Origin of the sequence: Jannaschia seohaensis (genome assembly GCF_900116765.1) — a bacterium.
GTDB lineage: Bacteria > Pseudomonadota > Alphaproteobacteria > Rhodobacterales > Rhodobacteraceae > Jannaschia > Jannaschia seohaensis.
On the sequence record NZ_UETC01000007.1, the window covers coordinates 138,995 to 151,913 of the forward strand.

The 12,919-nt window shown below is 69.0% G+C and carries 12 protein-coding genes; 5 read left to right on the plus strand and 7 right to left on the minus strand.

Annotation, left to right across the window (positions count from 1 at the left end):
* Positions 1-103: 103 nt before the first annotated feature.
* Genes DTQ71_RS15335 through DTQ71_RS15345 form a run of 3 tightly spaced genes read right to left on the minus strand, consistent with a single transcriptional unit; the run spans position 104 to position 2,077 of the window.
* Positions 104-577, minus strand: a complete 474-nt coding sequence (locus DTQ71_RS15335) for a nuclear transport factor 2 family protein (protein WP_109565170.1) — start codon at positions 575-577, stop codon at positions 104-106.
* Positions 578-599: 22 nt separating this feature from the next.
* On the minus strand, positions 600-1,370 hold the full coding sequence (locus tag DTQ71_RS15340) for an SDR family NAD(P)-dependent oxidoreductase (protein ID WP_170125452.1): 771 nt from the start codon (positions 1,368-1,370) through the stop codon (positions 600-602).
* Positions 1,367-2,077 (minus strand): glutathione S-transferase family protein, encoded by a 711-nt coding sequence (locus DTQ71_RS15345; RefSeq protein ID WP_109565172.1) that lies wholly within the window; start codon positions 2,075-2,077, stop codon positions 1,367-1,369. Before DTQ71_RS15345 ends, DTQ71_RS15340 begins: the two co-directional genes overlap by 4 nt.
* Before the next feature lie 144 nt (positions 2,078-2,221).
* On the opposite strand from DTQ71_RS15345, the gene DTQ71_RS15350 reads away from it, so the two are divergent.
* From DTQ71_RS15350 to gcvPB, 3 genes are all read left to right on the plus strand, one after another.
* Positions 2,222-3,346 (plus strand): ATP-NAD kinase family protein, encoded by a 1,125-nt coding sequence (locus tag DTQ71_RS15350; protein WP_109565173.1) that lies wholly within the window; start codon positions 2,222-2,224, stop codon positions 3,344-3,346.
* 74 nt (positions 3,347-3,420) lie between these two features.
* Positions 3,421-4,827 (plus strand): aminomethyl-transferring glycine dehydrogenase subunit GcvPA, encoded by a 1,407-nt coding sequence (gene gcvPA / locus DTQ71_RS15355; RefSeq protein WP_211317145.1) that lies wholly within the window; start codon positions 3,421-3,423, stop codon positions 4,825-4,827.
* Positions 4,824-6,383 carry an aminomethyl-transferring glycine dehydrogenase subunit GcvPB gene (gene gcvPB / locus DTQ71_RS15360; protein WP_109565174.1) on the plus strand — a complete coding sequence of 520 codons (1,560 nt, stop codon included), beginning with the start codon at positions 4,824-4,826 and terminating at the stop codon, positions 6,381-6,383. Before gcvPA ends, gcvPB begins: the two co-directional genes overlap by 4 nt.
* Positions 6,384-6,544: 161 nt before the next feature.
* On the opposite strand, the gene DTQ71_RS15365 is transcribed toward gcvPB, so the two are convergent.
* Positions 6,545-7,696, minus strand: a complete 1,152-nt coding sequence (locus DTQ71_RS15365) for an NAD(P)/FAD-dependent oxidoreductase (protein ID WP_109565175.1) — start codon at positions 7,694-7,696, stop codon at positions 6,545-6,547.
* A 47-nt stretch (positions 7,697-7,743) separates the two neighbouring features.
* On the opposite strand from DTQ71_RS15365, the gene DTQ71_RS15370 reads away from it, so the two are divergent.
* Positions 7,744-8,694 (plus strand): dihydrodipicolinate synthase family protein, encoded by a 951-nt coding sequence (locus tag DTQ71_RS15370; RefSeq protein WP_109565176.1) that lies wholly within the window; start codon positions 7,744-7,746, stop codon positions 8,692-8,694.
* Positions 8,695-9,077: 383 nt separating this feature from the next.
* On the opposite strand, the gene DTQ71_RS15375 is transcribed toward DTQ71_RS15370, so the two are convergent.
* On the minus strand, positions 9,078-9,851 hold the full coding sequence (locus DTQ71_RS15375; protein WP_109565177.1) for an SDR family NAD(P)-dependent oxidoreductase: 774 nt from the start codon (positions 9,849-9,851) through the stop codon (positions 9,078-9,080).
* A 4-nt stretch (positions 9,852-9,855) separates the two neighbouring features.
* A complete protein-coding gene (locus DTQ71_RS15380) occupies positions 9,856-10,956 on the minus strand; it encodes an NADH:flavin oxidoreductase/NADH oxidase (RefSeq protein WP_109565178.1) in 1,101 nt (366 codons plus the stop codon).
* 104 nt (positions 10,957-11,060) lie between these two features.
* On the opposite strand from DTQ71_RS15380, the gene DTQ71_RS15385 reads away from it, so the two are divergent.
* On the plus strand, positions 11,061-11,900 hold the full coding sequence (locus DTQ71_RS15385) for a sugar phosphate isomerase/epimerase family protein (RefSeq protein WP_109565179.1): 840 nt from the start codon (positions 11,061-11,063) through the stop codon (positions 11,898-11,900).
* Between the two features lie 219 nt (positions 11,901-12,119).
* Here DTQ71_RS15385 and DTQ71_RS15390 read toward each other — a convergent pair whose 3' ends face one another.
* Positions 12,120-12,878, minus strand: coding sequence for an SDR family NAD(P)-dependent oxidoreductase (locus tag DTQ71_RS15390; RefSeq protein WP_109565180.1), 759 nt, complete (start codon positions 12,876-12,878; stop codon positions 12,120-12,122).
* Positions 12,879-12,919 lie beyond the last annotated feature (41 nt).

A 12,919-nucleotide genomic window follows, 5' to 3' on the forward strand; every position in this document is an offset into this window, starting at 1 on the left:
GACAGACCTTCGATCGCTGAACGTTCTGGACGGGGTTCGAGCCATTCCGGCCCCTGGGCAACGCGGTCGCGTAGGGGGGCTTTCCGCGCAGCTCGCGCCCTGCCTACGGCCCCAGCTTGCGCGGCACGGGGTGCATGTTCGCGCGGTGGAAGGCGCGCGTCCCCGCGGCCGAAAGCGTCAGCCGCGCGATCCGCCAGCCCGCGCCGGTGCGCTGGAACGTGTGATCGTACTGCCCCCAGAGCTCGCTTTCCCGCCCGTCCGCGCGGTAGCGGTGCCAAGCGTAGAGGTAGCAGTTCGAGGTCGCGCGGTCGGGGGTCTCGAAGGTCACGGTGACGTTGGAGACATGGTGGCTTGTCGCCGCGAAGAGCGTCGTGGCGCCCTTCGTCACCATGGCATGCAGCGCCGCCGCGCCGGTCACGATATCGACGTCGGGGCCGTAGTCGATGACCGCGTCCTCGGTGAAGAGCGCGGCCACGCCATCGGGGTCGGCGCGGTCGAAATGAAAGCAATAGGCGTGGATCAGGTCGGTGATCTCGGCGCGGTCGCAAAGCCCTTCCAGAGTGCGGGCGTGGGGCATGGCGTCTCCTTTCCTGGGGCTTTCAGCGAGTCTGCAGGAGCCCGCCCTCAATGGGCATGATATGCCCGGTGATCCACGAGGCGCGGTCGGTGCCGAGGAAATGGATGGCCTCCGCGATCTCTTCGGCGCGGCCCCATCGCGAGAGCGGATAGCGTTGGATCACGCCGGACAGCAGCCGTTCGAGGTCGGCCTCATCGGTCGCGCGGGCGCGGAATTGCGACTCCGAGAGGGGCGTGCGCACGGCACCCGGCGCGACGGCGTTCACCCGCACCCCCTCGGCCGCGAAATCGGCGGCCAGCTGGCGGGTGAGCGCCACGACCGCGCCCTTCGCCGCAGAATAGGCGGCGACGCCCTTCATCCCCGCAAGCCCCACCGTGGAGGCGGTGAAGACCAGGGCGCCGCTTGTCTTGACGAGCTCCGGCAGGGTAGCGCGCGCGGTCAGGAAGGCGCCAGTGGCGTTCACGTCGAGCGCGCGGCGCCAGTCTTCGAGGTCGAGCGCGAGGATGCCGCCCTCGACCATCGCGCCCGCATTGGCCGCGACGCAGTCGATCCGGCCCGTGGCCTCCGTCACGCGCGCCACCATCCCGGCCACGGAAGACTCGTCGGTCACGTCGCAGCGCAGGGCCTCCGCCCGGCCCCCGGATTCACCGATCTCGGCGGCGACCCGGGCGGCCGCCTCGCGGTCGATATCGGCGCAGAAGACCGTCGCGCCGTCCGCGGCGAAGCGCCGGGCCGTGGCCGCCCCGATGCCGGAGCCGCCGCCAGTGACGATGACGGTCCGGGGCGTGCTCAAGCGGGGCTCTCGCCCAACTCGATGTCGGGGGCGAAGACCTGCGGGTAGAGCGAGCGCATGGCCGCCTCGTCGAATTCCGCCTTGAAGGCGTGGTGATCCTTCAGCGCGGCGGCGCGGTGGGCCGCGGGGCGGGCGTCGATCTCGCTCATGAGGCGGTCGAGATTGGGGTATTTCTCCATGATGGCGTCGTCGCCCAGCATGTAGGTCAGCCGCGAGCCCCAGCCCCAGACGGCCATATCGACGATCGTATAGGTCTCGCCCAGCATGTAGGGCCCCTTCGCCAGCCGGTCGTCGACGATCTGCCAATGCCGCCGCGCCTCGTAGTCGTAGCGCTTGACCGCGTAGGGCGGCTTCTCGGGGGCGAAGTTGCGGAAGTGGACCGCCTGGCCGGAGAAGGGTCCGAGCCCGGAGGCCACGAACATCAGCCAGGACAGCAGCGCGCCGCGATTGGCGTCGCCCTCGGGCGGCAGGAACTGGCCGGTCTTCTCGGCGAGGTAGAGCAGGATGGCGTTGCTGTCGAAGATCACCGCGTCGCCATCGGTCAGCACGGGCAGCTTGGCGTTGGGGTTCAGCGCCTTGAAGGTGTCCGTGTGCTGCTCGGCCTTCTTGGTGTCGATGGGCACGAGTTCGTGTTCGAGGTCCGCTTCGTACAGGAACAGCGCCACCTTCATCGGGTTGGGCGCCATGTTGTAGAAGAACCGGATCATGCCGCCCCCTTGCCTTGGTCTGGTCTGCGTGCGCATTGTGAACACTTGTGCGCGATGGATCGTGCGTCGGTTCCGCCGCGCCTGTCAACGGCGAAACTGCGCGGCGTCGGGGCGGCGTCGGGATGAGGGAAAGCGGCTGGAGCCATGAAACGTCCTTTGAAGATCGGACTGATCGTCAACCCGAATGCAGGGCTCGGCGGGGCCGTCGGGCTCAAGGGCACGGACGGGCCGGACATCGTCGCGCAGGCGCTCGCCCGGGGCGCCGTGGCGCAGGCCGGGCCGCGGGTGCGGCGGGCCATGGCGAGGCTGGCGGCGCGGGTGCCGGGCGCGGCGCTGGTGACGGTGCCGGGGGCGCTCGGGGCGGAGTGGGTCGAGGGGCTCGACCTCGCAACGGAGGTGCGGGCCTTGCCCCAGGTGACGGGCACCGCGCGCGACACATGGCAGGCGGTCATGGCGATGGCGGATTGCGACCTGATCGTCTTCGGCGGCGGCGACGGGACGGCGCGGGACGTGGCGGGGCGGGTCCCCTCGGGCACCGGTATCCTGGGCGTTCCTTGCGGGGTGAAGATGCATTCCGGCGTCTTTGCGATCTCGCCCGAGGCGGCGGGCGCGCTGCTCGCCGACCTTCTTGAAGGGCAGGGACCGGTCGACTGGGACGACGCGGCCGAGGTCATGGATATCGACGAGGATGCACTGCGCGCGGGCCGGATCGCCCCGAGGCTCTACGAGCAAGCGCGGACTCCAAAGGCGGGCAGCCGCATCCAGGCGTCGAAGGGCGGGCCGCGCAAGGATTGGGGCGCGGAGCTGATGGGGGCCGCCGCGGAGGTCGTGCAGCAGATGGAAGAGGGCACGGTCTACGTCATCGGCCCCGGCACGAGCGCGGGCGCGGTGATGCGGGCCGCCGGTCATGCGCCCACCGTGCTCGGCACCGACGCCATGCTGAACGGCGCGGTCGTCGCGCGCGACGCCACGGCGCGGCAGCTCGAGGATGTAAGCGCCGGCCACCCGGTCAAGATCGTGCTCGGCGTGACCGGCCAGCAGGGTTTCCTCTTGGGGCGCGGCAACCAGCAGATCGGCCCGGCGCTGATCCGCCGCGCGGGCCGGGGCGGGCTGATCGTGCTCGGCACCGAAGACAAGATCGCCGCGCTGGCGCAGCCCCGGCTCTGGGTGGACACCGGCGACCCCGATCTCGACGCCGAGATCAGCGGGTTCGTCCGGGTGCGCACCGGCTATCGGCGGGAGATGATGATGCGTATCGCCGCGAGTTGATTCATGGTGTGCGATATGCGAACTTTTGTGCACAATATTCGGCAACAGACTGAATCGCGACAGGGAGCAAGGTGATGGCAAGCGACATGCGCGCGCATCCATGGATGGCGAATTCCGCGCCCGGAGTGATCGACGAGATGCTGGCGGCGATCGGCGCCGCCTCGGTCAAGGAGGTCTTCGAGCAGATCCCCGAGGATCACTTCCGCAAGACCCCGCTCGACCTTCCGCCGGCGCTGACCTCTGAGATGGAACTCAGGCGCGACCTCGTGAGCAAGCTCAAGAAGAACCTCAGCTGCGAGGACAATCTGAGCTTCCTCGGCGCCGGGGTCTGGCAGCATCACGTTCCGGCCGTCGTGGACGAGATCGTCGGGCGCACCGAATTCGCCACCAATGTCTGGGGCAGCTACCAGTCCGATCACGGGCGCAACCAGACATGGTTCGAATTCTCCTCGCAGCTGGGCGCGCTGCTCAATCTCGATGTCGTGCAGCTGCCCGTCTATTCCTGGGGCTGCGCCATCGGCCACGCCATGCGCATGGCGGCGCGCATCACGGGACGGTCCAAGGTGCTGGTGCCTGCCTTTTCGGACCCCGAGCGGCTGAGCGTGATCCGCACCTATTGCCAGCCGATGGAGATGCAGACCCGGATCGAGGTGGTCGAGGTGGCCGCCGATCCCACCTCGGGCCGGCTGGACCTGGGCGATCTGGCCGACAAGCTCGGCGAGGACGTGGCCGCCGTCTACTTCGAAAACCCGGCCTATCTCGGCACCATCGAGACCGGCGCGGCGGAGATCGCGAAGATGGCCCGCGCCGCCGGGGTCGAGACCGTCGTGGGCGTGGACCCGCTGAGCCTCGGCGTGATGACGGCGCCCGGCGATTACGGCGCGGACATCGTGACGGGGCCGGTCCAGCCGCTCGGCGTGCATATGCACTGCGGCGGTGGGGCAGGGGGCTTCATCGCCTCGCGCGACGAGGAGCGTTACGTGCGCGCCTATAACGGCTTCCTCGTGTCGGTGGTCGAGACTCGCGAGCCGGGCCAGCTCGGCTTCGGGCTCGCCTGTCCGCACCAGAATTCCTACGGGATGCGCGAGAACGGCAACGACTGGACCGGCAATTCCACCTATCTCTGGGCCATCGCGGGTGCAGTCTACATGAGCCTTCTCGGGCCGGAGGGCTTCCGCGAGTTGGGCCAGCTGATCGTGTCGCGCGCGCGCTATGCCGCGAAGCTTCTGGGCGAGGTGCCCGGGGTGCGGATCGTCTGGCCGGACACGACCTTCAAGGAGTTCGTCGTGAATTTCGACGACACCGGCAAGACGGTGGCCGAGGTGAACGACGCGTTGCGCGCGCGGGGCATCTTCGGCGGCAAGGACTTGTCCGGCGAGGGGCTCGGGCTCGGGCAGTCCGCGCTCTACTGCGTGACGGAGGTCCATACGGCGAACGACATCAGGCGCCTGGCAGATACGATGAAGGAGATCCTGGCATGACCGATCTACCCCAGTTTCACGCCGCGAAATGGGACGAGCCGGTGGTCATGGAGATGGGCCGGCCCGGCGGGCGTGGACAGCATTTCCCCGCGCCCGAGGCAGAGGTTTCGGAGGCCGTGGGCGCCGACCTGATCCCGGCCGCCATGGCCCGCAAGGACCGCCCGGAATTGCCCGAGATAACCGAGTTCGAGGCGCAGCGGCACTACCTGCATCTCAGCCAGATGACGCTCGGCATGATGGGGATCAGCCTCTTCGGCACTTGCACGATGAAATACAACTCCAAGACGGCCGAGTTCGCGACCCTGCGTCCCGAGCTGGCGGAGGTGCATCCCTATCAGCATCCCGAGACGCTTCAGGGCGTGCTGGAGATCATGCACGATTTCGACGGCATCCTGCGCTCGCTCTCGGGGATGGACCAGTTCGTGTTCCAGGCGGGCGGCGGGGCTAACGCCGCCTATACCATGGCCTGCGTGGCGCGCGCCTATTGGCAGGACCGTGGCAAGCTGGGCGAGCGCACCGAGATGGTGACCTCGATCCAGGCGCATCCCTGCAATCCGGCCACCGCCGCGGCGGCGGGCTTTAAGGTGGTGAACCTGCCCCTGGAGGAGAACGGCTATCCGTCGCTCGACGCGCTCAAGGCGGCGGTGAGCGAGCGCACGGCGCTCATCATGCTCAACAACCCGGACGACATGGGGATCTACAATCCCGAGATTAAGGAATGGGTGAAGGCGGCCAAGGAGGTCGGGGCGCTCTGCTTCTACGACCATGCCAACTTCAACGGCGTGATGGGCAAGCTTTCGGCGCGGGAGCTGGGCTTCGATGCCTGCATGTTCATGCTGCACAAGACCTTCGGCGCGCCCAAGGCGGGCGGTGGGCCCGCCGTGGGGGCCTTCGGCTGCTCGGACGAGCTCGCGCCCTACCTGCCGACGCCCGTGGTGGTGAAGTCCGGCGACGGCTACGCGCTGGACGACGACCGGCCCAAGTCGATGGGCAAGATCCGCGAGTTCTGGGGCAACGTCCCACAGGTGGTGAAGGCCTATGCCTGGGCGCGGGCCATGGGCGCGGAGGGGATCGACCTCGCCTCCGACATCTCCGTGGTGGCCAACAACTACATGGACAAGCGGCTGTCCGAGATCGAGGGGCTCGCGCGCTCCAATCCCGGCGTGTCCGCGCACCGGATGGAAATGACGCGCTGGTCGCTGGAGCCGATCGCCCAGGAAACCGGGGTCGGCACGGTCGATTTCGCCAACCGCATGGCGGATTACGGCATCGACCCCTGGTGGATGAGCCATGAGCCGTGGATCGTGGCCGAGCCCTTCACGCCCGAGGCGGGGGAGCTCTGGTCGAAGGAGGACATCGACATGTGGATCGATGTCGTCGCCAAGATCTGCGAAGAGGCGCGGTCGGACCCAGAGATGGTCAAGACGGCGCCGCACAACCAGGCCATCGCGCAGGTCAAGGGCGACGCCTTCGAGGATCCGTCGAAATGGGCGATGACCTGGCGGGCGTGGAAGCGCAAGTCGGGCGAGGCGGATACGGCCCGCGGCGCCGCGTGAGCATGGTCTGTCGGCCCGCGCCGACGGAGACCCGTCCCGGGCTCGACCCGGGACCTCCGCCAGCCGGCGGACCCCTCCGGCCGTTGGAGCGGCGCCCGGAGGCGGGCGAGGCCCCGGCTCGGGGGCCGGGGCGCGATGAGCCGGTTGGCCGGTGCTGTGGGTCAGGCCTTCGCGTCGTAAAGATGCGAGACCCCTTCGAGGGGCATCGACGGCGCGCGCCCGAGCGTCAGGTCCGCGGCCACGCGCGCGGTCATCGGACCGGCCGAGAAGCCGACCCAGGGGAAGAGCGCATGCACGAGTCCGGGCGTGCCGGGGTCTTCCCCCAGGATCGGTCGCCAGTCCGCGGTGCCGTTGACCCAGGCCGTCCAGCTGCGCAGGGCGCGGGCCTGCGTCAGGGCGGGCACCACCCGCGCAGCCATGGCCATGTTGCCGGCGAAGCGCGCGGGATTGAGCGTCAGGCCGCCATCCGCGCGCTCTTGCGCGGCCCATCCCCCGCCGATCACGCAGCCGCCATTGGCGAGCTGCTTGAGGCTCAGTTTTCCGGCGGCGGAGTAGACGAGATGCGGCACGATGGGGCCGACCGGCTCGGTCACGGTGACCTGCAACGGGAAGCCTCCGATGGCGAGCGGCGTGCCCACCATCTCGCCGATGCGGCCCGCCGCGGCGCCCGCCGCGTTGACCACCCGCTCGCAGGCGATCGGACCCTTGTCCGTGGCGAGGACGAAGCCCCCCTGCACCGGCGCGAGCCCCGTGACCCGCGTGCCGGTCAGCACCCGAGCCCCCGCCCGCGTCACCGCGCCCGCCAGGGCCGGCGTCACCAGCAGCGGGTTGGCCTTGCCTTCCTCGGCGCAGAATCCGCCACCGATGGCGTCCGGCGCGAGATAGGGTGCAAGCTCCCGGAGTTGCGTGCGATCCAGCACATCGGTCACGACGCCCGCCTCTGCCTCGATCCGGGCCTTGGCGGCGATGCGGGACATCTGCTCTTCGGTCTTGGCGACGATGAGCCCGCCACGCTGACCGACGCCGAGCGGCGCGCCGAGCGCCTCCTCGAGCTCCGCCCACATCGCGAGCGAGGCCTTCAGGAACCGCAGGCAGGGGATGTAGGCCCGTGCCCAGCCCTCGCCCAGCGAGATGAATTCCGGATATTGCACCTGCAGATGCAGCGACCCCGCATTGGCGCCCGAGGCCGCCGCGCCCAGATCGCCCGCCTCGACGAGCGCCACGCTGAGACCTTCGGCCAGAAGGTGCCGCGCGGTCATCAGCCCTACGATTCCCCCGCCGATGATGGCGACGTCGACTGTGTCTCGCGTCACGCCATCCGCTCCACACTTAACTTCCCGACCAAAATGAGGACCATGCCATGACGGCTCCCTTCACCGGCAGCTATACGGTTACCATCACCCCGTTCACCGAGGGGGGGGATGCCATCGACTACGACGCCTGGGCGCGGTTCCTCGACTGGCAGGTGGCCTCGGGCGTGCCGGGCATCATCATCCTCGGCACCACGGGCGAGTTCCTGACCATCACGGACGAGGAACGCTCCGAATACGTGGCCCGCACCGTCGAGCTGGTGAATGGCCGCATGAAGGTGCTGGTGGGCAGCATGAACGCCTACACGCCCAACGCCGTGCGCTACTCGGTCGAGGCCGAGCGGCTGGGGGCGGACGGTCTGATGATCATCCCCCCCTATTACTACACCCCGACCGAGGACGAGATCTTCAACTACTACAAGGCGATCTGCGAGGCCTGCGGGCTGCCGATCATGCTCTATAACAACCCGTTCACGTCGAATGTGGACATGCCCGCGCGGCTGGTGGGACGGCTCACCAAGAGCTTCGAGCAGATCCGCTACATCAAGGAGGCCTCGCAGCGCATCGAGCGTATCCACGACATCATCCTCGAGTCGGATGGGCTGATGAACGTCTGGGCGGGCCAGCGCGTCCTGGAGAGCTACAAGATGGGCGCCGTGGGCTACGTCAATCCCTACGGCAACTACATCCCCCGCGCCTCGGTCAAGTTCGTCGAATGGGCCGAGCAGGGGCGGTGGGAAGACGTGCAGGCGGTTCAGAGCGTGATCGGCAAGTTCGACGCGATCATTACCGAGGGGCACCCGCTCTATGGGCATCAGTGCTATTCCAAGGCGCTGGCGGCGGCGGCGGGCTACCCGGTGGGGGACGTGCGCGCGCCGATCACCACCTTCGAGAGCCTGGGCGAGGAAGGTCGCGCGCGGGTGGCGAAGATGGTGCCGCTGATGGAGGAGCTCGACCGGATCGTGGACGCGATCGAGGCCCGGCCCGCGGCGGCGGAGTAGGGGGATCGGGCCGGTCCCGTCAGCCAGCGACCGGTGCCTGTCGGATCGCGCGGAAGAGCGCCGGAGGCGCCCGCGCATCGCGGCTACGCGGCCCACCAATGCACTCGCCTCCGCATCGGCGCGTCGCCCCCGGCTGGAGCGACGGAGTTTCAAACCGGCGCACCGCGTCCCGGCCTTGCGCCGGGACCTCTGTCTGCGCCGGTGCATTGGCCGGAGACGACAGCGCGACTTGGCTGGCCGAGGTCCCGGCGCAAGGCCGGGACGCGATTCGAGGGTGTCGTCCGGTGCGCGAGAGGGACGAAGATCGAGCATGGGGCCCTCCCTCTCCGCGAGACGCCGCGCGTCCCGCTCCCGATCCGCGCCCGAGGCGGGACGCGTCTGGCTCATCGGATATAGGCCGCGCCATTCAGGTCGATGGTGGACCCGGTCAGGTGCCGGGCGCGGCCCTCGGCGAGAAAGGCGCAGAGTGCGCCGATGTCCTCGGGCGGCACCCATTCGCCCATGGGGAGGCCTGCGGTCACGGCGGCCTCGCCGCCCACCGCTTCGGCGCTGTCGACGGACATCTGCGTGCGCACGACGCCCGGGGCGATGACATAGGCCAGGATGCCGCGGTCGGCGTAGTTGCGCGCCACGGTCTTGGTGGCCGCGGTGATCGCCGCCTTGGATGCGGCATAGGCGATGGCGCGCGGGTTCGACGTGCCCCGCGTGGCGGCCCAGCTGCCGATGCCGATGATCGAGCCGCCTTTTCCCGCGTCGAGCCAGTCGCGCACCGCGTGCCGCAAAAGCCGGGCAGGGGCGTGGACGTTGACCGTCATGGTCTCGGACCAGACGGCGTCCCAATCCTCGATCGGGTCGGGAATGCCGCCGGTCTGGCGCATGATGCCCGCGTTATTGACGAGCGTGTCGATCCGGCCCCCGGCGGCGGCGCGGCAGTCGTCCCAGAAGGCGTCTACCGCGGCCATGTCGTGAAAATCGGCGGAGATCAGCGTGGCCTGTCCGTCCGCGGCGCCCGCCACCGCCGTCTCGGCGCCGGCGCGGTCGCGTCCGTAATGGCCGATCACCCGGGCGCCGGCGGCGACCATGGCCGCGGCCACCGCCGCGCCGATGCCCTTGGAGACCCCCGTGACGACGACGGTCTTGCCCGCGAGTGTTGTCATGGCGTCACGTCCTCTTGACGAAGGGGGTCGCGCGCAGCTTCGGGTTGCAGCGTGCGTAAGGCGCGGGCAGGGCGATCTCGGCCCCGAGGGCCACGGCCGCCTTCCACGTCCAGCGCGGATCCCAGAGCATGCCCCGCGCGAGCGCGACCATGTCCGCCTGGCCCGACAGCAAGATGGTCTCTGCCTGCACCGGGTCGGTGATCTGGCCGACGGCCATGGTGGGGATCTGCGCCTCCCGACGGATGCGCTCGGCGAAGCCCACCTGGTAGCCCGGGCCCACGATGATCTGCTGGCTCTGGTCGAGCCCGCCGCTGCTGACATCGACCATGTCGCAGCCGAGTTCTTTGAGCGCTTGGCAGAAGGCGACGGATTGCTCCACGTCCCAGCCGCCCTCGATCCAGTCCGTCGCCGAGAGCCGGACCAGGACGGGCTTGTCGTCCGGGAATGCCGCGCGCACCGCCTCGAAGATTTCGAGCGGATAGCGCATCCGGTTCTCGGACGAGCCGCCATAGGCATCGTCGCGCCGGTTGGTGATCGGGGAGAGGAACTGGTGCAGCAGATAGCCATGCGCCACGTGCAGCTGGATCACGTCGAACCCCGCGCGGTCCGCGCGGCGGGTGGCGTCGACGAAGGCCGCCTTCACCCGCGCCATCGCGTCCGCATCCATGGCACGGGGCTCCGGCCAGCCGGGCAGGTAGGGCACCGCGGAGGGGCAGTCCGTCTGCCAGCCCTCAGGGCCCTCGATCAGGCCGCCGCCCTCCCAAGGTGCCACCGTGCTGCCCTTGCGGCCCGAATGGCCCAGCTGGATGCCGATGACCGACTGGCCCACGGATTTCATGAAGGCCACGATGCGCGCGAAGGCTGCCTCGGTGGCGTCGTCGTAGAGACCGGTGCAGCCGGGGGTGATGCGGCCCTCGGGCTCGACCCCGGTGGCCTCGACGAAGATGAGCCCCGGGCCGGACTGCGCGAATTGGCCCAGATGGACCAGGTGCCAGTCCCCGGGCACGCCATTCGTGGCCGAATACTGACACATGGGGGCGACGGTGATCCGATTGGGCACCGTGACCCCGCGCAGGTCGATGGGGGAGAATAGGGTGCACGCCATGCTCGACACATTCCGATTGAACCGCGTGTTTCGTGCGGTATAGTAACATTTGTGCGCGATTTGAACATGTCACCGGATGAGTGACAAGCGGAAAGGATCCCGGAATGAGCCAGTTGAGCGTTGCCGCAAGCACCTTCCCCTATCTTTACTCTCATAGCGGGCTGGACGCGCTGAAGCATCTGAATGGGCTCGGCTACGACATCTTCGAGTTGATGATCTTCCCGCCCCATTGCTGGCCGCGCGAGCTGTCCGTGGCCGACCGCAAGGCCTACAAGAGCTGGCTCGACGGCGAGGGCTGCCGGATTTCGTCCTTTTGCTACCCGCTGCTGGACAACAACCCCAACGGGGTGGACCGGCTGATGCGGGCCTATACGCTCGACCGCTACCGCGAGGCGATCGATCTCGCCGCGGAGCTCGAATGCCCCTACGTGGTGGCCATCCCCGGCCCGGTGAACAGCCTCATCAACCCGCCGCATGAGTGGATGCTGAACTGGTTCGTGGAAGGCATGAAGCAGCTGGTGGACTATGCCGACGGCACCGGCGTGCAGCTGCTGCTGGAAAACGTCCCCTTCACCTACCTGCCGACCGCCAAAGACATGGTGGAGACCGCCAAGCTGATCGGCCCGGAGGTCGGGATCAATTTCGACATCTGCAACAGCGCCTTCATCAAGGAGGATCCGGCGGAGGCGATCCGGATGATGGGCGATATGGTCAAGAACGTGCACATCTCGGATTCCGGATATGACGAGTTCGTGCACGCGAAACTCGGCACGGGGATCGTCGATCCCGGCCCGGTGGCGGCGGCTTTGAAGGAGATCGGCTTTACCGGCGAAACGGTGCTGGAAATCATCGCCGACGCGCTGCTGCCCGGTACCGACCCGGATGGCGACATCAAGGCCAGCCATGCCATCCTGGCGGAGAACGGCTGGAAGCCGCTGGGCTAGGTCGGGCGGCGAGACGGCGCGCCGCGCGCCCCGGACTTGGTGCGGGGCCTCGCTCGCGGCCTGCGTGCAGGCGGTTCATGCGCAAGAGCGCACGGGCGTCGGAGGCCCCGGCTCAGGGCCGGGGCGCGACTTGCGACCCTTTTCCGGCGCTCGACTCCTTCGAGGCAGGCATCACGCCGGCCGGAGGCTCGGAGGGGCCACCGACGCTGCCTGCCTCCCCTAGGCCAGCCCCGCCTCGACCGGGACGAGTTGCCCGGTGATCGCGCCGGCCGCATCGGAGGCCAGGAAATACGCCGTGTTGGCCACGTCTTCCGCCGTGGTCATGCGTCCGAGCGCGGTCTCCGCCGCCATGGCCGCCAGCGCTTCCTCGGGCGAGGGACCGCCCTCCGCATGACGCGTTGCGAGACGCGCCATGAGCGCGTCGGTGGCGATCGGCCCGGGGGCGAGCGCGTTCACCCGGATGACCTTCGACCCCAGATCGAGCGCCGCGCAGCGCAGGATGCCCACGACCGCATGTTTCGACGCGGTATAGAGCACCTGCTTCGGATGCGCCTTATAGCCACAGATCGAGGCCATGAGGATCGCCGAGGCCCGCGTCGAGCGCTCCAGATTGGGCACGAAGGCCCCGAGCGTCGCGGCCACGGCCCAGCTGTTCAGCGTCATGACCCGGATCCATTCGTCGCGGTCGAGCTCGGTCACGCCGCGCCAGGGCGGCACCATCCCGGCATTGGCCACGAGGGTGTCCACCACGCCCGCGGCCGCCGCGGCCTCGGCCAGCCGCGTGTCGGCATCCGCTGCGAGCAGGTCCAGGGGAACGGGCGTCCAGTCCTCGGGGCACCCCTCCAGCGCATCGGGGAGGTCGATCGCGAGGATCGAGGCGCCCGCCGCCGCGAAGCGGTCCGCGATGGCGCGGCCCAGCCCCTGTGCCGCGCCGGTGACGACGACGCGCCTTCCTTTGAAATCCTGATTGGCAGACATGTTGCGTAAGATGCTCCCGAAGCCTACAACCGCTTCGACGC

What these genes read in the sequence shown, in the direction of transcription:
- gcvPA (WP_211317145.1), top strand. Translation starts at nt 3,421, where the DNA reads ATGGCAAGCGACATGCGCGCGCATCCATGGATGGCGAATTCCGCGCCC.
- gcvPB (WP_109565174.1), top strand. Translation starts at nt 4,824, where the DNA reads ATGACCGATCTACCCCAGTTTCACGCCGCGAAATGGGACGAGCCGGTG.
- DTQ71_RS15370 (WP_109565176.1), top strand. Translation starts at nt 7,744, where the DNA reads ATGACGGCTCCCTTCACCGGCAGCTATACGGTTACCATCACCCCGTTC.
- DTQ71_RS15380 (WP_109565178.1), bottom strand. Translation starts at nt 10,956, where the DNA reads ATGGCGTGCACCCTATTCTCCCCCATCGACCTGCGCGGGGTCACGGTG.
- DTQ71_RS15390 (WP_109565180.1), bottom strand. Translation starts at nt 12,878, where the DNA reads ATGTCTGCCAATCAGGATTTCAAAGGAAGGCGCGTCGTCGTCACCGGC.
- DTQ71_RS15375 (WP_109565177.1), bottom strand. Translation starts at nt 9,851, where the DNA reads ATGACAACACTCGCGGGCAAGACCGTCGTCGTCACGGGGGTCTCCAAG.
- DTQ71_RS15345 (WP_109565172.1), bottom strand. Translation starts at nt 2,077, where the DNA reads ATGATCCGGTTCTTCTACAACATGGCGCCCAACCCGATGAAGGTGGCG.
- DTQ71_RS15335 (WP_109565170.1), bottom strand. Translation starts at nt 577, where the DNA reads ATGCCCCACGCCCGCACTCTGGAAGGGCTTTGCGACCGCGCCGAGATC.
- DTQ71_RS15350 (WP_109565173.1), top strand. Translation starts at nt 2,222, where the DNA reads ATGAAACGTCCTTTGAAGATCGGACTGATCGTCAACCCGAATGCAGGG.
- DTQ71_RS15385 (WP_109565179.1), top strand. Translation starts at nt 11,061, where the DNA reads ATGAGCCAGTTGAGCGTTGCCGCAAGCACCTTCCCCTATCTTTACTCT.